The sequence below is a fragment of the Hafnia sp. CBA7124 genome (assembly GCF_002355555.1).
Lineage (GTDB): Bacteria > Pseudomonadota > Gammaproteobacteria > Enterobacterales > Enterobacteriaceae > Hafnia > Hafnia alvei.
Genome location: NZ_AP017469.1, coordinates 3,460,103 through 3,480,246 on the forward strand (window position 1 = coordinate 3,460,103; position 20,144 = coordinate 3,480,246).

Sequence of the window (20,144 nt, forward strand, 5' to 3'; positions counted from 1 at the left end):
TTCAATAAATTACCTGTGTCAGCGGCTCCTTCGGGGGCCGTTTTTTTGTTTCGATTGACATCGTAGCTAGGCCAATACGTTTACTTTATCATTGGCGTTCGGTTAGGGTGGGTAAATGCTCAAGCTCACTCGTTATGGAAATCATGAATGAAACCAATACGCTTTTCATTGGCGCAAATCGAAGCATTTGCCAGCGTCTGTGAATGCGGCACCCTGACGCACGCCGCCAAAAAGCTAAAAAAAGATCGCACCACCATCAGCGAGCTCGTGGATTATCTGGAACTGGATCTGGGCTATGCCCTCTTCGACCGCAGCACCCGTCCACTCAGCCTTACCGATGCAGGCAAACTCTTATATCGCCAAGCGCGGCTGTTTTTACATGAGGCTCAGGCCTTTGGGCAGATTGCAGAGCATATTCCACAGCAGCTCAGTACCCAGCTCACCCTTTGCTACGATGCCTTTACGCCGCGTGATTTTTTACTTCGCTTGGCTGACAAGCTGCACGGCCAACAGATCCATCTCAATTTAATTGCCACCGAGCGCGCCAACGCCGAACAGATGCTCGAAAAAGGCGAGGCAGATATTGGCCTATTCCAAGCCATGAACCGTTCGATCAATGAGCGTTTTCAATGGAAAGCCATCGGCGGCATTTCACTCGCCGTTTATGCCAAGGTAGGATATTTCCACGTTAAGCCAGTTTCGCTGCTGAGCTTAGCCTCGGGCGTACAGCTCATGCCGTTTAAGGATTTGCCGCCTCATATGGCTCAACGTCTGCAAATCGCCGACAGAATTCAATGCGTGACGGAAATCAGCATGCTAAAAGCATTGCTCACCGCGGGCTATGGCTGGGGATTCTTACCGACTCATCTACATGCTGAACAGTGGCCTGATGTTGAAAAACTTGAGGCCGAATTTGGCGATGCCGGTTTATCCCACCCGCTGGTGGCGTTATGGGATCCCGCACAGAAAAACCAGCCCACCGTGCTTCATGCCCTTTCGTTAATGTCTGAGTTGTTTAGTCATCCCGAAGATGTGATCGAGGCAGCCGAATAGGCAACAAAAAAAGCCCCTGATTTTCATCAGAGGCTTTTTGACTAGCATAAGGTGATCATAACGTCAGTCTGACGCGAATTAGATCGCTTCTTCGTCTTGCTCACCGGTACGAATACGCACCACGCGCGCTACGTCAAAGACAAAGATTTTACCATCGCCAATTTTACCGGTTTGAGCGGTCTGCATGATGGTATCTACGCAGGTGTCGACGATATCATCGGCAACCACAATTTCAATTTTTACCTTCGGTAAAAAATCGACCATGTATTCTGCACCGCGATAAAGCTCGGTATGGCCTTTCTGGCGACCAAAACCTTTTACTTCAGTTACGGTCATGCCAGTAATGCCCACTTCAGCCAACGCTTCACGAACGTCATCCAGCTTGAATGGCTTAATAATTGCGTCAATCTTCTTCATTGCTAATCCCTTTACCAGTTTTTGCGGCCAAAGCCAGATGTAATCGGATAGCGACGATCTTTGCCAAAGTTGCGCGCGGTAATACGCGGGCCAACCGCAGCCTGACGGCGCTTATATTCGTTAATATCAACCAAGCGGATCACTTTTCGCACCACCGCTTCATCAAATCCAGCGGCAACCAGATCGGCCACGGATTTATCTTGCTCGACGTAACCTTCCAGAATCGCATCCAAAATGTCATACGGCGGTAAGCTGTCTTGATCGAGCTGATCGGGAGCCAGTTCCGCTGACGGTGGACGATCGATAACGCGCTGTGGGATCACGTAGGATACCGTATTTCGATATTCTGAAAGCTTGAACACCAGCGTTTTTGGCACATCTTTCAGCACATCAAAACCACCGGCCATATCGCCATAAAGCGTAGCGTAGCCGACGGCCATTTCACTCTTGTTACCCGTGGTCAGCACCAGACGACGACGTTTGTTAGACAGCGCCATCAGCACCACGCCACGGCAGCGAGCCTGTAGATTTTCTTCCGTAGTATCGCGCTCGGTACCCGCAAACATTGGCGCTAACTGCCCCATGAACGCATCAAACATCGGCTCAATAGAGACAATATCAAATTCAACGCCAAGAATTTCAGCTTCTTCTTTCGCATCAGCAATACTGATATCCGCGGTATAGCGGAATGGCATCATCATCGCCTGAACTTTGTCTTTGCCCAACGCATCTACGGCAATCGCCAGCGTTAACGCCGAGTCGATACCGCCAGATAAGCCAAGCACCGCGCCTTGAAAACCATTTTTGGTCACATAGTCGCGAACGGCGAGAACCAGCGCTTCATAAACCTGAGCCAGATCGGGCAAGCTTGCCGCTGGCGCAAGCATAGGCTCAACCTGCAACTCATTGAGATTGAACAGCGCGGTTTGTTCAGCAAAGCCGGCCAGACGGTGAGTCATATTGCCAGCTGCATCAAAGGCTTTTGAGCAACCATCAAAAATCAGCTCATCCTGCCCGCCAATCTGATTCAGATAGACCAAAGGCAAACCGGTGCGCTGGCAGTGGCTGGTTAATAGCGTTTTGCGAATATACGGCTTCTCGCGGTTGTAAGGCGAGGCGTTGATCGATAGCAGCACTTCGGCACCGGCGGCGGCAACCGCATCCACTGGGCCGTCAAACCACAGGTCTTCACAAATCAGCAGACCTAAACGGTAGCCTTTCAGCTCAACCACACAGCTCTCATGACCGGCGGAGAAATAACGTTTCTCGTCAAACACGCCGTAGTTTGGCAGTTGTTGTTTGAAATAGCGGGCAACTAACTGACCATCAGAGAACAGAGATAGCGCATTGTATAAGTGCCCACCTTCACGCCACGGATGCCCAACCAATACAGCGATATCAGCAGATGCCTGCTGCAAACGATCCAATTGCTGCTGGCAGCGCTGATAAAAATCATCGCGATACAGCAGATCTTCAGGAGGATAGCCCGAAAGCGCCAGTTCAGAAAACATGACCAGATCGGCACCGGCATTGCGCTGCTCGTGTAACGTGTTCAGCATGCGTTCGGTGTTGCCTTCAATATCACCCACCAGCCAGTTGAGCTGGGCTAACGCAATAGAAAGAGATCGACTCATAATTACTCACTTCCTTCGTATTTGAAGCATCTACAGCGTTAGCTGCCTTGTCACCGCTTCAGCTACTTTGGATATAAAAAGAGGCTGGTTGAATTCGCCAAGTGTAAAACATTCTCAACGCTTTGTTTAGCGCCCTAAACGCACAAACGCACGCGAATCCCCCCTCCTAGCCTCCCCCTTCACAGGGGGAGGAACCGTTCAGCGCAATCTTTTATATCTGTGTGCTCTAATCTAACGCTGTTGTGCCCCCTCCCCTGCGAAGGGGAGGGCTGGGGGGGGCTGAGAAAACTATTCTTTGAAATCTGCCGCATCCAACTCATGACGCGCCAGTAGCTTATAAAACTCGGTACGGTTACGACCCGCCAAACGTGCGGCGTTGGTGACGTTACCTTTGGTTATTTGCAGGAGTTTGCGCAAATAATTGAGTTCAAAGTGGTTACGCGCTTCCGCAAACGTCGGCAGTACCGTATTTTCGCCTTCCAGCGCCTGCTCAACTAAGGCTTCGCTGATCACTGGCGCGCTGGTTAGCGCAACACACTGTTCGATAACGTTAACTAACTGGCGCACGTTACCAGGCCAACTGGCGGCCATAAGACGGCGCATCGCATCGGTAGAGAAACTGCGCACGAAAGGCTTATGCCGTTGAGCCGACTCACGCAGTAAGTGATTAGCTAATAATGGAATATCTTCAGCGCGTTCGTTTAGCGCTGGAATTTTTAGACTGACGACGTTCAGACGATAGAACAAGTCCTCACGAAACTCACCTTTGGCCATCGCTTTCGGCAAATCGCGGTGAGTCGCCGAAATAATCCGCACGTTAATATCAATATCGCGGTTGCTGCCCAGAGGGCGAACCTTGCGCTCTTGTAAAACGCGCAGCAGTTTAACCTGCAACGCCAGCGGCATATCACCGATTTCATCGAGAAATAACGTGCCACCTTCGGCCGCTTGGAATAGCCCTTCTCGGCTGCTGACCGCGCCGGTAAAGGCGCCTTTGGCATGTCCAAAGAGTTCGGATTCAAGCAGTTGTTCAGGCAGTGCGCCACAGTTGATGGCAATAAACGCCTTTCCTGCTCGCGGGCTAGCTGCATGAATTGCCTGCGCCAGAACCTCTTTCCCGGTCCCGCTTTGCCCGTTAATCAGCACGCTGACGTCTGATTGCGCCACCATGTTTGCCTGCTCAAGCAAACGCAGCATAGTTGGGCTGCGGGTCACAATCCCTTCACGCCAGGTATCGTCACCCGCTGCGGGCATCGACTGAGCCAAAGCTTCATCAATGGCTTTGTACAGCGCATCACGATCGACGGGTTTGGTTAAGAAACCAAATACCCCTTGCTGCGTAGCCGCAACGGCATCAGGGATTGAACCATGAGCCGTCAGTATAATCACCGGCATCCCCGGCTGACGCTTTTGGATTTCCGCAAACAGCGCCATGCCATCCATCTCGTCCATGCGCAAATCGCTGATCACCAGCTCAATCTGCTCACGCCCTAACACACGTAACGCATCATGCCCACTCTCCGCCGTCGTCACGCGAAATCCTTCGCTGCTTAAACGCATCCCCAGCAGTTTGAGTAGGCTTGGGTCATCATCCACGAGAAGTAGGTTAGCGGGTTTACGTTGTGCCATGGGTATTGCTCCTTAATGGGCTTCCGTTTTTTCTGGTTCAGTCACGGGCTTAGCGGTGGCATCTGCCGGAGCTTTGTTCTCAGGTTTTCCTGCGTCAGGCGTATCGTCTTTCGCTGCGGGATCGGGCATTTCACCGGATATCTGCTTGCGTGATGACAGCTGGCGCTCAATATCGGTTAAATTTTCGAGTTTGCGCGTGGTGTCATCCAACTGGAACTGCAGACGCCCTTGCGTTTCCCGCAGGGCATCTAGCTGAGCATCGCTGCTGGCTTGGAGCTTTTGATAGCGCGCTTTTTCATCAACTAAATTGATCGTCAGCATCTGCTTTTCACGCCAAATTTGAATAAGTGGGCGAACCGAGGCGGGGAATTCAGAACGGTAGCTGTTTAAGCGGTCAATAATCTGCCGACGTTCGGCAACCGTAGGCTCAGCGCTGCCCACCAGTAAACTTTGTTTAAACACACGCTGCCAGTTCTCGCTGCCCAGAGAGCGCGCTTGTAGACGCGCCTCCTGACCGCTAAGACGATCGGCGCAGTCCATCGCACGCAGCCAATAAAGCCCATTATCGACGGCGTCTTTGTCGTCATTGAGCCAAATGGTGTCGCAAGACGCCGTTTGGTAATCAACTACTTTGCTATCAGGAATTATCGCCTGTACGGCATGAGCAACGGGATTTCCCGCCCCATTCTTGGCGCATCCGGTCAATAAGAAAGGAACCAACAACACAGCGCCCAAAAGGCTTAATGGACGCAAAGCAGACGCTTTACGGCAGGAGCCGTCAGCGTCAAACAGATGTTCGTTGAATAGGGCGCGAACAGACCACTTATTCATTAGTTATGAGATCTCTGCGGTTAATGGTAATTCAATGCGAAAACAGACGTCGGCTCCGTCTACGGCCACCAGATGTAAATCGCCCTGCATACGGCGGATGCAATCACGGGCGATACTCAGCCCTAAACCGCTTCCTTTGACAGCGCCTTTACGTTGAAGACTTCCCTGATAAAAAGGCTCGAAGATCATGGCCTGTTCCGCGCGCGGGATGCCCGCTCCGGTGTTTGCCACGTCGATCTGTATTTTATCTCCAGCCAAACGACTGCGGATCCAGATGGTACCGGATTCCGCACCGTAGTGCACCGCATTGGAATAGAGATTATCAATAACACGTTCTAATAGCGTAGGTTCTGCCCAGCAAAGGTCAACGTCTAGCTCAGTAAGTGTACGAATAGATTTGGCTCGCGCAGGTAAACTATGAGCAGAAACCACCAGCTCGATCATCTCGCCCAGATTTACGCTCTCTTTTTCCATTGGCGCATCGGCCAATTTGCGGTTGTAATCTAAGAGCTGCTCAATCAGTTGCTGAAGATGACGACTGCTGGAATCCAGAATGCCCACCACCTCTTTTTGATCCTGCGTCAACGGCCCCGCGACCTCATCAGCCAGCAGTTCAGTTCCCTCGCGCATGCTAGCAAGCGGCGTCTTTAACTCATGTGAAATATGTCGCAGGAACTCATGCCGTTGCGATTCCAGCCATGATAGGCGCTCGCTTAACCAGACGATCCGCTGAGCCAGTGAACGAATTTCACGCGGCCCGCGAAATGCCACCATATTACCGACGCTTTTCCCTTCGCCCAGCCGGTTGATCATGCGTTCAACCCCTTTCACCGGCCCGATAATCATGCGTGTAAACAGGAACACCAGCAGCACGCTGACTAAAAACAGCACCAGAGACTGCCAGCCAAAGAACTGACCACGCTCGGCAATCGCCTGCTGAAGTTGCTGCCCACGGGTAAAAATCACGTCTCGAGTGGCTTGAACCATCTGCCCATTCGCCACGGAGAAACCGGCTAATAAAGCCGATGCCTGAGTCACCGGGGCATTATTTTGGCAGTTAAACACCGCCAGTTGGTCAATTAGCCCATTCAATTTTTGGTAGTAACGCGGATCGGGTAGTACAGAAGCCTGACGCTCCAGCATTTGGGAATATTGGCCGCGCTGTTTTTGATACAGCTTAGAGAGCGACTCATCGCCTAAAACGCAAAACTGCCTGTAGCTGCGCTCCATTTCTACCGCAAGGCTCGCCATCGCCTCACTGCGGCGGGCGTCAGAAAGCGTGGTACGGTTGATATCCGCAGCCTGCGAGCTCAAATTGTTGAGCCCCTGATAGGCCTGATAAGCCAGCACCAGCAAAGGAAGCAGGACTAATAAGAACGCCAGCAGAACCAGCTGACGCAGGGAGCGGGGAAATAAACGCCATCTCTTCAAGGAAATCATCTCATTACCCAAAGGTTTGCCCAGATGCTAACTGAGTCCGGCGAGAGGAGCAATTTTCAGATCGCAGATAAACAAAAACCCGAAGTCAGATAGCTGGCTTCGGGCTTTGTTATTTGAATGATATCGCTAATGCAATTCTCGTCTTCAGTTTGATGAGGTAGAACCATCATCGGTGCCGTACAACGGCGGATAAGACGAATGTCATTCATTTTATGTCCCAGGCTGATGAACCAATCATCACAGTCGGACATTGAATAGGTGGTGCCTCACTCAACGTGTCGCCCCGAGTTTGATAAAGCGCATAAGCGACTGTTATCGATAATTGGACGGTAGGCACCTTACTTTGGCGTCATTCGATGGCTTATGTAGCCTGACTCGCTATTGCGGTCGCTGACATAAAAGAGTGAATGAGCAACTGTGTTTTATAATGCAGAAGTCGTGCCAACCTTAAAAAGAAAAACCTAACGATATGAATTAAAACAACTTAAATAAAATCATCGTTCACAAAAAACCAGTAAACATCGGTTTCAGTGATAATAACTGATGTAAACATGCCTGATTTTTCATCAATACGTCGCTAAAAGTAGACAGCCATGCGTAAAAACCACGCCACCAATATAAATCAATTAGTTACATGTCACCTATTGACGACATCACTAATAGCGGTTTGTTGCCTTTTTGCGACATCAGAATTTTAGCGTTAGGCTAAAAACGAAAAAGGCAGCCATTGGCTGCCTTTTCCAACAACCACTTCCCGTTGAGAGAAAGAGGTTAACTCAGATTAACTACCCCAACTGCTTACGCGCATTGCGGAACATGCGCATCCACGGGCTATCTTCACCCCACTCGGCTGGATGCCAAGAGTTGCTGACCGTACGGAACACGCGCTCTGGATGAGGCATCATCACGGTGGCACGACCGTTTGAGCTGGTCAGTGCGGTAATACCGTTTACGGAACCGTTCGGGTTAGCCGGATAGGTTTCTGTCACTTTACCGAAGTTATCGACAAAGCGCAGCGCAACCAGACCATGGTGCTCAATCGCCGCCAAATGCGCATCGTCACGCACTTCAACATGCCCTTCGCCATGTGATACCGCAATTGGCATACGCGAGCCTTCCATGCCCTGCAATAGCAGAGAGGGGCTGCTGGCCACTTCAACCAGGCTAAAGCGAGCTTCAAAACGCTCGGACGTATTGCGCACAAAGCGCGGCCAAAGTTCAGCGCCAGGGATCAGCTCACGCAGGTTAGACATCATCTGGCAGCCGTTACACACACCTAAAGCCAAGGTTTGTGGACGGTGGAAGAAGGACTCAAACTGATCGCGAGCACGCTCGTTGAACAGAATAGACTTCGCCCAGCCCTCACCGGCACCCAACACGTCGCCATATGAGAAACCGCCACAGGCAACAAGCGTGTGGAATTCATCAAGCGTAATACGCCCCGCCAGAATGTCGCTCATGTGAACATCCACCGCTTCGAACCCCGCACGATGGAAAGCAGCAGCCATTTCCACGTGGGAGTTCACTCCCTGCTCACGCAGCACCGCCAGTTTAGGACGGCTACCCGTAGCGATGTAAGGCGCGGCAATATCATCCTGAGGATTGAAGGTGAGTTTCACGTTCAGACCCGGATCGGATTCAACCTGTTTGGCTTGATGTTCTTGATCGGCACACTCAGGGTTATCACGCAGGCGCTGCATCTGCCAGGTGGTTTCAGCCCACCACAAACGCAGCGTCGAGCGCTGTTCGTAGTAAACCTCTTTGCCATGAGACTGAATCGCAAGGTGATTTCCGCTAGAAGCATGACCAATCTGGTGCGTGATATCGGCAATACCTTGATCTGCCAACACGGCTTTCACCATGTCTAGATCGGCGTTACGCACCTGAATCACAGCGCCAAGCTCTTCATTAAACAGCGCGGCTAAGTGATCTTGCCCCAGCGTGCTGATATCAATATCCAAGGCACAATGGCCAGCAAACGCCATCTCAGCCAGCGTAACCAGCAGGCCACCGTCTGAACGGTCGTGGTAGGCCAGCAGCTTGCCTTCCGCCACCAGCGCCTGCATGGCGTTGAAGAAGCCCGCCAGTTTCGGCGTATTACGTACATCAGCAGGTTTGTCCCCCAGTTGGCGGTAAACCTGTGCTAATGCCGTTGCGCCTAAAGCGTTATGCCCTTCACCTAGATCGATCAGCAGCAGCGTATTTTCGCCCTGATCGACATGTAGCTGAGGTGTCACGGTACGACGAACGTCTTCCACTCGAGCAAACGCGGTGATTACCAGCGACAATGGCGACGTCATTTCACGCGGTTGATGACCTTCCTGCCAACGCGTTTTCATCGACATCGAGTCTTTACCCACTGGAATGGTCAGCCCCAGCGCCGGACACAGCTCTTCGCCTACGGCTTTCACCGCTTCGTATAAGCCAGCATCTTCGCCCGGGTGACCGGCTGCAGACATCCAGTTAGCCGAAAGCTTAACGCGTTTAAGTTCACCCACCTGAGTGCAGGCTAAGTTGGTCAACGCTTCACCCACGGCCAAACGTGCCGAGGCGGCGAAGTCGAGTAACGCCACCGGAGCACGTTCGCCCAGCGACATGGCTTCGCCGTAATAGCTATCTAAACTGGCCGTGGTCACCGCGCAATCGGCGACCGGGATTTGCCAAGGACCAACCATCTGATCGCGTGCCACCATACCGGTAACGCTACGGTCACCGATGGTGATCAGGAACGTTTTTTCCGCCACGGCAGGAAGATGCATCACGCGTTTTACCGCGTCGGCAATGCTGATCGTGCCGCGGTTTAGCGAATCGCCCAGCGCCTTGAGCGTGGTGACATCGCGCGTCATTTTTGGCGTTTTGCCTAGCAATACGTCCAGCGGCATATCGATGGGCTGATTGTCGAAGTGACGGTCATTCAGCGTTAAATGCAGTTCTTCTGTCGCTTCACCGATAACGGCGTAAGGCGCACGCTCACGGCGGCAAATCGCGTCAAACTGAGCCAGTTTTTCTGGTGCCACGGACATCACATAGCGTTCCTGCGATTCGTTACACCAAACTTCCAGCGGGCTCATGCCCGGCTCATCGTTAAGAATATCGCGCAGTTCGAAACGACCGCCGCGACCACCATCACTCACCAGTTCAGGCATCGCGTTAGACAGTCCACCCGCGCCAACGTCGTGAATAAACTGAATCGGGTTCTCATCACCCAGTTGCCAGCAGCTGTCGATCACTTCTTGGCAACGGCGCTCCATTTCTGGGTTATCACGCTGCACCGACGCAAAATCCAGATCGGCATCAGACTGACCTGAAGCCATCGAAGACGCGGCGCCGCCGCCCAAGCCGATATTCATAGCCGGGCCACCCAGCACAATAAGCTTGGCACCGACGGTGATCTCGCCTTTTTGCACGTGGTCTGCGCGGATATTACCGATACCGCCCGCCAGCATAATCGGTTTGTGGTAGCCACGTAGCTCAACACCGTTGTGGCTCTTCACCTGCTCTTCATAAGTGCGGAAATATCCCAGCAGCGCTGGACGACCAAATTCATTGTTGAACGCAGCGCCGCCCAGCGGCCCTTCCGTCATAATGCTCAGCGCATTAACGATACGGTCTGGCTTGCCAAAATCCTGTTCCCACGGCTGCTCGAAGCCCGGAATTCGCAGGTTGGACACCGAGAAGCCAACCAGCCCAGCTTTAGGTTTCGAACCTCGGCCGGTTGCTCCTTCGTCGCGGATTTCACCGCCGGATCCCGTTGCTGCGCCCGGCCATGGGGATATTGCCGTCGGATGGTTGTGAGTTTCCACCTTCATCAAGATGTGCGCTTCTTCCTGATGGAAGTCATACACACCCGATTCTGGATCCGCAAAGAAACGGCCAACCGAGGAGCCTTCCATCACGGCGGCGTTATCTTTATAAGCAGACAGTACATAGTCAGGCGTCTGCTCATAGGTATTTTTAATCATTTTGAACAGCGACTTTGGCTGTTCTTGCCCATCGATAACCCAATCGGCATTAAAAATTTTGTGACGACAATGCTCAGAGTTTGCCTGAGCAAACATGTAGAGTTCGATGTCGTTAGGATTTCGCCCTAAGCGCGTGAAGGACTCTAGCAGGTAGTCAATTTCATCATCTGCCAAGGCCAGACCTAAGCGCACGTTGGCATTAACCAGCGCGTCACGGCCTTCGCCCAACATATCCACGCTTTGCACCGGAGCCGGAGACTGGTGCGTAAACAGCTTCTGCGCATCCTGTAGCTCGCTGAACACGCGTTCCATCATGCGGTCGTGCAGCAGGTCTTGCAGCTTTTGCCACTGGGCATCGCTGAGCTGTGGCGCATCAACAGCGCCTGTGGCGTCTATGCTTATATAGTAAGCCAAACCACGCTCTAAACGAATGACCTGAGGAAGATTACAGTTATGAGCAATATCAGTTGCTTTAGACGACCACGGAGAAATAGTACCGGGGCGCGGCGTCACTAACAGCAAGCGGCCTTTCGGTTCGTGTTCTGCCAAAGAAGGGCCATATTTCAACAGACGCTGAAGCGTTGCTTTTTCCTCAGAAGAAAGAGGCGCGCTGACATCGGCAAAATGCACATATTCAGCGTAGATATCGTTGACTGGAAGATTAGCGTCCCGACAAGCAGACAGCAGTTGGGTAACACGAAAAGCCGACAAAGCGGGTGAGCCACGCATGATTTCCATAGGAAATGAGTCCGTCATCTAGGTTCTCTCGTCTTCGAGATGGCTGTGAGAGGTCAAAAAACCTTGTCTACAACCGCCTCAGTGGGCGAAACAGGGGGAAAGCGGAGGCCATTATAGAGAATCTCTGCGTCATACGAAACCGTTTGCGTAGCCTTTATTTCGGATTGACGATTTATCTGCCCGATCAACTTTATGTGCTTTTTGAGTTGCACGCTGACGCTTTGTTGCGCAAAATGCCGCCTTCCTGTTGATTTAGCCATATACTATCCTGCGAACACAGCACCACAATTCGATACACATTCATGAGATAACTATTTGAAACGTATAAAATATAATTATTATCTTATCGGTATCGTTTCTGCCCTGCTGGCGCTTGCGCTATGGCCGAATATTCCGTGGCGTAGCGGAAACGAGAGCCAGCTACAGCAGATTCTCGACCGCGGTGAGCTGCGAGTCAGCACCATTAATTCCCCCCTCACCTATCAAACCGATGGGAAGAACATCAGCGGGCTCGATTATGAGCTGGCAAAGCGCTTTGCTGATTATCTGGGCGTGAAGCTAAAAGTTCGCGTGCGCGGCACGTTGCCAGAATTATTTGATGATTTGGACAGCGGTAAAAGCGATCTTGTTGCCGCGGGCCTACTTTATAATACCGAACGCCTCAGCCGTTTTCGCACCGGCCCTTCTTATTATTCAGTATCACAGCAGTTAGTTTATCGTCAGGGCAAACCACGACCGAAATCGCTTAAAGATTTGAGCGGTATACTCGCCGTGCAGTCAGGCTCTGCGCATGTCACCACCCTAAGCCAATATAAACAGACCAAATATCCCAATCTGACCTGGGAGTCGTCTACCGATTTATCCTCAACCGATCTTATGCAGCGCGTGGTACAAGGTACGCTGGATTATACGATTGCCGACTCTGTTAGCGTGGCGCTTTTCCAACGCATTCACCCGCAGTTGGCCGTAGCTTTCGATATCAGCGATGAAGAGCCGGTAATGTGGTATCTCAATCGCGACGATGATGACAGCCTGTATGCCGCCGTCTTAGATTATTTCAGCAAGATTGTGGATGATGGTTCACTGGCACGCTTGGAAGAAAAATATTTGGGCCACGTGGGTGGATTTGATTATGTTGATATCAAAACATTCTTAGCGGCAATTGATAATGTGCTGCCCGACCTGAGCGAGATCTTTAAAAAATACGCCCAGAAAATCGATTGGAAACTGCTGGCGGCCATTGCCTATCAAGAATCACACTGGAATCCTCAGGCCACGTCACCGACCGGCGTCCGAGGCTTAATGATGCTAACCCGCGCCACGGCCGATGGGCTAGGGGTAAAAGATCGTCTTGATCCCGAGCAAAGCATCGCGGGCGGTGCACTTTATCTCGAACGTTTAATGGATAAACTGCCAGATACCATTCCTGAAGATGAGAAAATCTGGTTTGCGTTAGCGGCTTACAACATGGGCTACGGACACATGCTAGACGTGCGCCAACTGACGCAAAAACAGGGTGGCAATCCGAATAGCTGGGTCGATGTGAAGCAGCGTTTGCCAATGTTAAGCCAGAAGAAATATAACCAGAACCTGACCTACGGCTATGCGCGCGGGCATGAGGCATATCAGTATGTGGAAAACATCCGCCGCTATCTGGTGAGTCTGGAAGGTTATTTGTTAGAAAAAGAGAAGCAGATTGCCGCCGAGCAAACTCGCCAAGCGTTATTAGGTCAAGGCTATCCGGCGGTGCCGCCTGAACAGGCGCTGGAAGGACGAACAAAGCGCAGCCCACGCGGACTGCTGCCGTTCTAATCGGTAGAGCCCGAAAGATTTTGACGCCGAGCCTCACGCTCGGCTTTTTTCTGCTCGCGGCGCTGCTGGAAAAACTGACTCAGCATGTCCGAGCACTCGGTCGCCAACACGCCAGATGCGATCTCTATCTGATGATTCATGCCCGGATGGCGCAGAATATCCAGCAAAGAGCCTGCAGCTCCGGTTTTTAAATCACTCGCACCATAAACCAAACGTTTAATACGGCTGTGCACCATAGCGCCTGCGCACATCACGCAAGGCTCAAGCGTGACATACAGCGTTGCATTTAGCAGCCGATAGTTCTGCACAATCTGTCCGCCCTGCTGCAACGCCATGATTTCGGCATGCGCGGTGGGATCGTGACGGGTGATTGGACGGTTCCAGCCCTGACCAATCACTTTATCATCCAGCACCAAAATCGCACCGACGGGCACTTCGCCCTGATCCCACGCTTTTTGCGCCAACGCTAACGCCTGCTTCATCCAGTAAGCATCATTTAGTTCGCTCACGTGCTCACCTCCATTAATTCAGGGCGCGCATTATACCCTTCTTATCTGAAGTTGCATCTTGGACTTTAATCATAGCGGGGAATCTCTTAGCTTCTGTCTTTTACTCCCTTGATTGAACGTTTTCTCAATATAGTAGGGAGTACGCAAAGTTTTGCGCACTCCGTTGGCGTAATATGCATAAGGCGAAAGCCGTTATTTGATAATCACAAAGGAGATGTATCACGATGTTTGGTCAAACTCGAATGGTAAAAAAAGCGCTGATAGCCAGTGCGCTGCTGATGGCTTCAACTTCACTGTGGGCCGCAGAGCATTGGATTGACGTGCGTACTCCGGATCAGTATCAAGAGACTCATGTGAAGGGCGCGGTGAATATTCCGTTAAAGCAGCTGGATCAGCGGATTAGCGAAGTATCACAGGACAAGAACGACACCCTGCATCTTTATTGCAATACCGGCAATCAGTCAGGTAAAGCAGAGAAAATGCTGCAAAAAATGGGCTACAAAAACGCCGTTAACGAAGGCGGCTTGAAAGACGTTGAAAAAACGCAGACTTTGGTAAAATAATCACACCCTATCCCCTGATGCCAGATAACTACGCCTCAGGGGTTATCACCTATCCCCCTTCGCTGAAGCACTTTTTACGCTCGCGTAAAGAACGGTTAGCGGCGCTAACACATTTAATTACATCCCTATGTTTATAAATGCCACACATCACACATGCCACAAATATATAAATCATCGATATATTAATTTTGCTATTATTTTATTCCTGCCAAATTTTGAGGAAGATCAGATTTCATCTACCCCTTGGGTAGTATCGTGATTGTTAATTTTCTCACATTAAGGAACGACCCGATGACAACTTCAACCTTCTTTATCCCTTCAGTCAATATGATTGGCGCTGGCTGCCTAGCCGAAGCGGCAACCACCATGAAAGGCTATGGCTACAAGCATGCGCTGATCGTTACCGACAACGTATTGAACAAAATTGGTGTTGTCGCCAAAGTTCAGGCTTTGCTATCCGACATGGGCATTGAGAGCGCGGTATATGATGGTACTCATCCAAACCCAACAACGATCAACGTCGCTGAAGGCCTAGAAATTCTGCGCCAGCATCAAAGTGATTGTGTTATTTCCCTTGGCGGTGGTTCTCCACACGATTGCGCAAAAGGTATTGCGCTGGTCGCTGCCAACGGAGGTGACATCCGTGATTACGAAGGCGTTGATCAATCAGCCAAACCACAGTTACCGCTGATTTCTATCAATACCACTGCGGGTACGGCGTCTGAAATGACGCGTTTCTGCATTATTACCGACGTTGATCGTCACATCAAAATGGCCATCGTGGATAAACACGTCACGCCAATTTTGTCAGTAAACGATCCAGAGCTAATGGCCGGTATGCCTAAAGGCCTGACCGCGGCTACCGGTATGGATGCGCTGACTCATGCCGTAGAAGCCTACGTGTCTATCGCCGCTAACCCAATCACCGATGCCTGCGCGCTGAAAGCCGTCACCATGATCAGCCAATCACTGCGTCATGCGGTGGAAAACGGCAGCAACATGGAAGCGCGTGAAACCATGGCCTATGCACAGTTCTTGGCTGGTATGGCGTTTAACAACGCATCACTGGGCTATGTGCACGCAATGGCGCACCAGTTGGGTGGTTTCTACGATTTGCCACACGGCGTCTGTAATGCGGTTCTGCTGCCACACGTGCAGATCTTTAACGCAAAAGTGTCTGCAGGTCGCTTAAAAGATATCGCCGCAGCGATGGGCGTTGATGTGAGCAAGATGAATGACCAGCAAGGTGCGGATGCGTGTATCGCAGAAATCCGTAAACTGGCAAAAGACGTCAACATTCCTGCCGGTTTGACCGAACTGAACGTGAAAGAAGAAGATCTGCCAACGCTGGCAACCAATGCCTTAAAAGATGCCTGTGGTTTCACTAACCCAATTCAGGCTACGCACGAAGAGATCGTTGCTATCTTTAAAGCCGCGATGTAATCGCGCGATCAAGCCTCCCCTTTGCTGGGGAGGCTTTTTTATTCACTCTAACTGCTGTAACTCTCCCGTAGGACTTACTCGGAAGCGGTGCTCGCAAAACGACAATAGCGGGTTGTCTTGCTGGCTGTCGCTATACCCACTGTAAAGCTTGAGCGGTTTACCTAGCTGCTTTTCTAGCTGCACCACTTTTTCCGGCCCTAAACAACGCAGAGCCAACACCCAGCCACCACGACGACGCACCATGCGGCTGCCGATCATGCGAACCTGATGAATAAAAGGTTCATCAGTATAGACTTGCTCCACCAAGCGCTGCGGAGAACCGGTAATCAGCCACACTTCTGCCGTTTGGCTGCTTAAATACTGTTTCAAACGCCCCATGACAACCGGAAAAGGCACCACGTCGCGCTTAAATACCTGCACAAACTGGCGCTCAAGCGCATTCAACCTCGATTCTCGATGACCAAACGTGATGGCCCAAAGCAACAGGCTTATTGGCCAACGCGTTGCTCTCCCCTGAACGATCAGGCCGAAGGCAATCACCGGCAATAGAGGGATCACTAACAGCAGGTTTTGTGGCATATGCCAAAGCATGAAGCGTAAAAAGCTGCCAAACATATCTTGCTGATGCAGAGTGCCATCAAGGTCAAAAAAGACCACGCGTTGTGCTTTTGTCGCTGACTGGCTGTCGGTCAAAATGGCTCCTTGGGAAAGCAAAATCCCATCCTCTCGTTTAAATCAGGTCAATTCATTGAAACTGGATCAATAGTATTAACGGTACCCAGCATCCTACAAAGATACAACCACGTAGCTAAACTAACGCTAACGCGGGAGAGATAACCTGAGTGAAAAAATTGGTGTATGGCACGTCAGGGAGTATAATCTCGCCCCCGCGAGTATTTATCCGCCCCACATTGGGTCGTTTATTTAAAACCACCCTGCAACGTTATGAGAGAGTTATGGCCCTACTGATCACAAAAAAATGTATCAACTGTGATATGTGCGAGCCGGAGTGCCCGAACCAAGCGATTTCTATGGGTATGGATATTTACGAGATTGATGCAGAGCGCTGCACCGAATGCGTAGGCCACTACGATGAACCGACCTGCATGAAGGTCTGTCCCATCGACAACACGATTATTCGCGACCCAGCTCATCTAGAAAGCAATGAACAGCTGTGGGATAAGTTCGTTGTGCTGCATCACGCCGATAAAATTTAAACACTTCAGGGCCGAGCCCTGAAGTGTATTCATTTTGCCTCAGTTTGCGCAGCTGCCTTTAGCATCAAAATGGGGCTGACCGTCAGGAACTAACGCGGTTTCCACCTGCCCTTCTTCCATCGAAGGCGTTACCGCAAAGTGTCCTTGGATTTCCAAGAATACAGGCTGTCCAGGCTCGGACTGCGCATGGCTATAGCCTTGCTCCAGCGCAATATTATTGCTGACTGGGAACTGCTTACCGGTAGCACAATCACGGAAAGTCGCCGCATCCGCCATATAAACATACATGCCTTTAAACGTCATTGGCGTGACGGGTAACGTCGCATCCGTCGCCTTCAACGTATAATTCAGCGCCGAATCGATCTCGTTACCGCTGGCATCCAACATCGTCAAATTATTGCCTTTCGGACGAAAATAGCGCTTATTGCCATCAGTGCCGGTTAGCACTAACTTATCGGCGGTGCGCTGCCAACTGCCATACTCCGCAAAGGTTTGATCGCCATCGCGTGAACCGCGATAGATCTCTTTCAGCACAAAGGTGCCGTCTTTTTCCAAGAACAGCGATGTATCCATGCCCTCGCAGTCAGCACAAGGCAATACGCCCTGAAAACTTTGCGCCATCGGCTTGAGAGGTTGTTCTACATATTGGGAACGAGCGTTACACCCGAACAGTGCCATCGCACCCGCTGCCAAAAACAGCGAAATAGCCAATTTTTTCACAGTTATTCTCCTACTGTGGGTCCCTATTATTTTAATCTTCGGTGACATACCAAGCACAAACGCTAATCTGTACTCACCTTGCCACGTAAAGATTTCGTCACCCCGCGTCGGGTTTTACTTTCTACCCGCTTACGTTTTGCATTTCGACTCGGCTTCGTTGGACGGCGAACTTTCTCCACCACGCCTGCCGATTTAATTAATTCTGTCAATCTTGCCAGCGCCGCTTCGCGATTCATCTCCTGACTCCGATATTCCTGCGCCTTGATAATAATGACGCCGTCGAGGGTTATCAGATGATGACTCATCGCCAGTAAACGCTCTTGGTACAAAGACGGTAAACTGGAACTGCGAATATCAAAGCGTAGGTGAATCGCCGTTGAAGACTTATTCACATTTTGGCCACCGTTGCCCTGCGCGCGGATCGCGGTGATTTCAATTTCGTCATCGCTTACGGATACGGTGTTGGTAATCTGCAACATCTCAGACTCCCGCTGGCTTCCAGTGATCAAACTGGATCTCAACGTTATTTTGTGCGTCAGATAGCCAGACTGCGCCTTCCTGTATTGTTGCCTGTAAGTCCATGGTGCGACTAACAAATTTAGGCAGCATCGCCATAACTTCATCGCTAACAAAACGAATGGAGAGCGCTTTAAGCCCGCTCAGTTTTGCCTGATTCTGCTGCCACCACACGCGTCCAGCGCGTTCACTATAAGCGTAGAGCACCACTTCCTGCGATAACGAACAGGCTTTTTTAAGACGTTTCTCATCGGGTAAGCCGAGTTCAATCCACAGATCGATCCCGTTGTAATCATTACGTAGCCATAATTCAGGCTCATCGTCGGCGCACAATCCTTTGGTAAAAGTCAGGCGCTCGTTTGCATGGCAAATCCAGGCTAAAAGCCGCAGCATCATGCGTTGTTCAGTTTCTGATGGATGCTGCGCCAGCGTCAGAGAAGCATCATGATAAAAATGACGATCCATATCTGCAATATTGACGTTAGCTTTGTAAATCGTTGCCTTTAATGCCATAAAATCCTCTCGTATAATTGTTAACAGTGTACCGTATCCCCCTTCTGGCAACTAGTCAGAGTGGGACTGTCACGTGTAAAGAACAGATTTATTACATCGCGCAGTAACTCAGCCTGCTTTCTAGTGAGGGCGGCTGTGCTATAGTCGATGAGATAAGCAGAGCTTATCCTCGTGCCGATTTTTTCAGACTAACCGTCACAGGGATAAGCTTTAGAGGAGGATAAATTTGCAGCAATATTCTGAGTTAGTACGCCGTATGTACGCCCAGATCGGTAGTGGGGATTTGGGATATATACCTGACGCGTTAGGTTGTGTTTTAAAAGCTCTGGATGAGGTTGCAGCCAACGAAGCGCTGCCCTCTGCCGTTAGGGAACAGGCGGCCTATGCCGCCGCTAACTTATTGGTGAGTGATTATGTCGAAAATTGAAGAGTATCAGCCAATCAACTGTGACGATTACGACAATTTGGAACTCGCCTGCCAGCATCATCTGATACTGGCGCTAGAACTGCGCAACGGAGAGAAGTTGCAAGCCAAAGCCAACGACCTGATTTCACGTAAGCACGTAGAATATCTGGTTATTGAGCAAGACGGCGAGCCACGGGAGTTACGTTTAGACCACATTGCCAGCTTCAGTCATCCTGAGATTGGCACCGTCAACGTAAGCATGTCTTAGCCCCTTTCGGCACACCTCTCCACCAAGATAGATTAACGAAACAGATAGACGAAGGGCGATGATTTCATCGCCCTTTTCATTATGGTTTCAGACTCGCGTAATAAGCGGCTAAATCGCTGATATCCTGCTCGGAAAGATTGCCAACATAGGCTTTCATCACTTCAGCTTGTCCACCTGAGCGCCCGCCGCTTTTGTAATCCTTCAACGCCTGCTCCAGATACATCGCGTTCTGCCCAGCTAAATTTGGGTACATCGGCACCGTGACTTTGCCTTCCATGCCGTGGCAGGCCACGCAGGTCATCGCTTTACTCTTGCCCGCAGCCGCATCTCCCGCCGCCAATGCAGGCAGAGAAACCACCGCTGTCAGCACTACCGCAGCCATTAATTTTTTCATCATTATTATCTTCCTCGACATTGCCATCACTGTAACCAACGCATCTGTAGCTTGAAGTATGACGGAGATTTATCCTCAA

At 50.9% G+C, this 20,144-nt stretch carries 20 protein-coding genes; 7 read left to right on the top strand and 13 right to left on the bottom strand.

Annotated elements, in window-relative coordinates; translation table 11 throughout:
- Nucleotides 1-147 precede the first annotated feature (147 nt).
- On the top strand, nt 148-1,053 hold the full coding sequence (locus CPY98_RS15900) for a LysR family transcriptional regulator (protein WP_096388416.1): 906 nt from the start codon (nt 148-150) through the stop codon (nt 1,051-1,053).
- Between the two features lie 78 nt (nt 1,054-1,131).
- On the opposite strand, the gene glnB is transcribed toward CPY98_RS15900, so the two are convergent.
- The 7 genes from glnB to CPY98_RS15940 all read right to left on the bottom strand — a co-directional run bounded on the left by glnB (nt 1,132) and on the right by CPY98_RS15940 (nt 11,964).
- Nucleotides 1,132-1,470, bottom strand: coding sequence for a nitrogen regulatory protein P-II (gene glnB, locus CPY98_RS15905; RefSeq protein ID WP_025800186.1), 339 nt, complete (start codon nt 1,468-1,470; stop codon nt 1,132-1,134).
- Nucleotides 1,471-1,481: 11 nt separating this feature from the next.
- Complete coding sequence (locus CPY98_RS15910) at nt 1,482-3,104, bottom strand: NAD+ synthase (RefSeq protein WP_096388418.1); 1,623 nt, start codon at nt 3,102-3,104, stop codon at nt 1,482-1,484.
- A 288-nt stretch (nt 3,105-3,392) separates the two neighbouring features.
- Nucleotides 3,393-4,733 (bottom strand): two-component system response regulator GlrR, encoded by a 1,341-nt coding sequence (glrR, locus tag CPY98_RS15915; protein ID WP_025800188.1) that lies wholly within the window; start codon nt 4,731-4,733, stop codon nt 3,393-3,395.
- A gap of 12 nt (nt 4,734-4,745) precedes the next feature.
- Nucleotides 4,746-5,564 (bottom strand): two-component system QseEF-associated lipoprotein QseG, encoded by an 819-nt coding sequence (qseG, locus tag CPY98_RS15920; RefSeq protein ID WP_025800189.1) that lies wholly within the window; start codon nt 5,562-5,564, stop codon nt 4,746-4,748.
- A 3-nt stretch (nt 5,565-5,567) separates the two neighbouring features.
- Nucleotides 5,568-7,004: a HAMP domain-containing sensor histidine kinase gene (locus CPY98_RS15925; protein WP_025800190.1), complete on the bottom strand. Its 1,437-nt coding sequence runs from the start codon at nt 7,002-7,004 to the stop codon at nt 5,568-5,570.
- A 785-nt stretch (nt 7,005-7,789) separates the two neighbouring features.
- Complete coding sequence (gene purL, locus CPY98_RS15935) at nt 7,790-11,704, bottom strand: phosphoribosylformylglycinamidine synthase (protein WP_096388422.1); 3,915 nt, start codon at nt 11,702-11,704, stop codon at nt 7,790-7,792.
- Nucleotides 11,705-11,757: 53 nt separating this feature from the next.
- Nucleotides 11,758-11,964, bottom strand: coding sequence for a hypothetical protein (locus CPY98_RS15940; protein ID WP_046448768.1), 207 nt, complete (start codon nt 11,962-11,964; stop codon nt 11,758-11,760).
- Nucleotides 11,965-12,019: 55 nt separating this feature from the next.
- Here CPY98_RS15940 and mltF point away from each other — a divergent pair, with 55 nt between their 5' ends.
- On the top strand, nt 12,020-13,516 hold the full coding sequence (gene mltF / locus CPY98_RS15945; protein ID WP_025800194.1) for a membrane-bound lytic murein transglycosylase MltF: 1,497 nt from the start codon (nt 12,020-12,022) through the stop codon (nt 13,514-13,516).
- On the opposite strand, the gene tadA is transcribed toward mltF, so the two are convergent.
- Complete coding sequence (gene tadA, locus CPY98_RS15950; RefSeq protein ID WP_025800195.1) at nt 13,513-14,025, bottom strand: tRNA adenosine(34) deaminase TadA; 513 nt, start codon at nt 14,023-14,025, stop codon at nt 13,513-13,515. The genes mltF and tadA overlap by 4 nt on opposite strands.
- Nucleotides 14,026-14,267: 242 nt before the next feature.
- Between tadA and pspE the strand changes: the two genes are divergently transcribed.
- The gene (gene pspE / locus CPY98_RS15955; protein WP_025800196.1) at nt 14,268-14,588 is read left to right on the top strand and encodes a thiosulfate sulfurtransferase PspE; all 321 of its coding nucleotides are present in this window, start codon (nt 14,268-14,270) and stop codon (nt 14,586-14,588) included.
- 291 nt (nt 14,589-14,879) lie between these two features.
- Complete coding sequence (yiaY, locus tag CPY98_RS15960; RefSeq protein ID WP_096388424.1) at nt 14,880-16,031, top strand: L-threonine dehydrogenase; 1,152 nt, start codon at nt 14,880-14,882, stop codon at nt 16,029-16,031.
- Nucleotides 16,032-16,073: 42 nt separating this feature from the next.
- Here yiaY and yfhb read toward each other — a convergent pair whose 3' ends face one another.
- Nucleotides 16,074-16,724 carry a phosphatidylglycerophosphatase C gene (gene yfhb / locus CPY98_RS15965; RefSeq protein ID WP_025800198.1) on the bottom strand — a complete coding sequence of 217 codons (651 nt, stop codon included), beginning with the start codon at nt 16,722-16,724 and terminating at the stop codon, nt 16,074-16,076.
- 263 nt (nt 16,725-16,987) lie between these two features.
- Between yfhb and CPY98_RS15970 the strand changes: the two genes are divergently transcribed.
- Nucleotides 16,988-17,248, top strand: a complete 261-nt coding sequence (locus CPY98_RS15970; RefSeq protein WP_025800199.1) for a YfhL family 4Fe-4S dicluster ferredoxin — start codon at nt 16,988-16,990, stop codon at nt 17,246-17,248.
- A gap of 39 nt (nt 17,249-17,287) precedes the next feature.
- Here the strand turns inward: CPY98_RS15970 and nlpE are convergent, their stop codons facing one another.
- The 3 genes from nlpE to CPY98_RS15985 all read right to left on the bottom strand — a co-directional run bounded on the left by nlpE (nt 17,288) and on the right by CPY98_RS15985 (nt 18,997).
- Nucleotides 17,288-17,968: an envelope stress response activation lipoprotein NlpE gene (gene nlpE, locus CPY98_RS15975; protein ID WP_025800200.1), complete on the bottom strand. Its 681-nt coding sequence runs from the start codon at nt 17,966-17,968 to the stop codon at nt 17,288-17,290.
- A 62-nt stretch (nt 17,969-18,030) separates the two neighbouring features.
- The gene (arfB, locus tag CPY98_RS15980; RefSeq protein WP_096388426.1) at nt 18,031-18,447 is read right to left on the bottom strand and encodes an alternative ribosome rescue aminoacyl-tRNA hydrolase ArfB; all 417 of its coding nucleotides are present in this window, start codon (nt 18,445-18,447) and stop codon (nt 18,031-18,033) included.
- A 1-nt stretch (nt 18,448) separates the two neighbouring features.
- Nucleotides 18,449-18,997, bottom strand: coding sequence for a YaeQ family protein (locus CPY98_RS15985; protein WP_096388428.1), 549 nt, complete (start codon nt 18,995-18,997; stop codon nt 18,449-18,451).
- A 226-nt stretch (nt 18,998-19,223) separates the two neighbouring features.
- On the opposite strand from CPY98_RS15985, the gene CPY98_RS15990 reads away from it, so the two are divergent.
- Both CPY98_RS15990 and rof read left to right on the top strand, forming a co-directional pair.
- Complete coding sequence (locus CPY98_RS15990; RefSeq protein ID WP_008814496.1) at nt 19,224-19,424, top strand: YaeP family protein; 201 nt, start codon at nt 19,224-19,226, stop codon at nt 19,422-19,424.
- A complete protein-coding gene (gene rof, locus CPY98_RS15995) occupies nt 19,411-19,671 on the top strand; it encodes a Rho-binding antiterminator (protein WP_025800203.1) in 261 nt (86 codons plus the stop codon). Before CPY98_RS15990 ends, rof begins: the two co-directional genes overlap by 14 nt.
- A gap of 79 nt (nt 19,672-19,750) precedes the next feature.
- Here the strand turns inward: rof and CPY98_RS16000 are convergent, their stop codons facing one another.
- Nucleotides 19,751-20,068 carry a cytochrome c gene (locus CPY98_RS16000; protein ID WP_025800204.1) on the bottom strand — a complete coding sequence of 106 codons (318 nt, stop codon included), beginning with the start codon at nt 20,066-20,068 and terminating at the stop codon, nt 19,751-19,753.
- Nucleotides 20,069-20,144 lie beyond the last annotated feature (76 nt).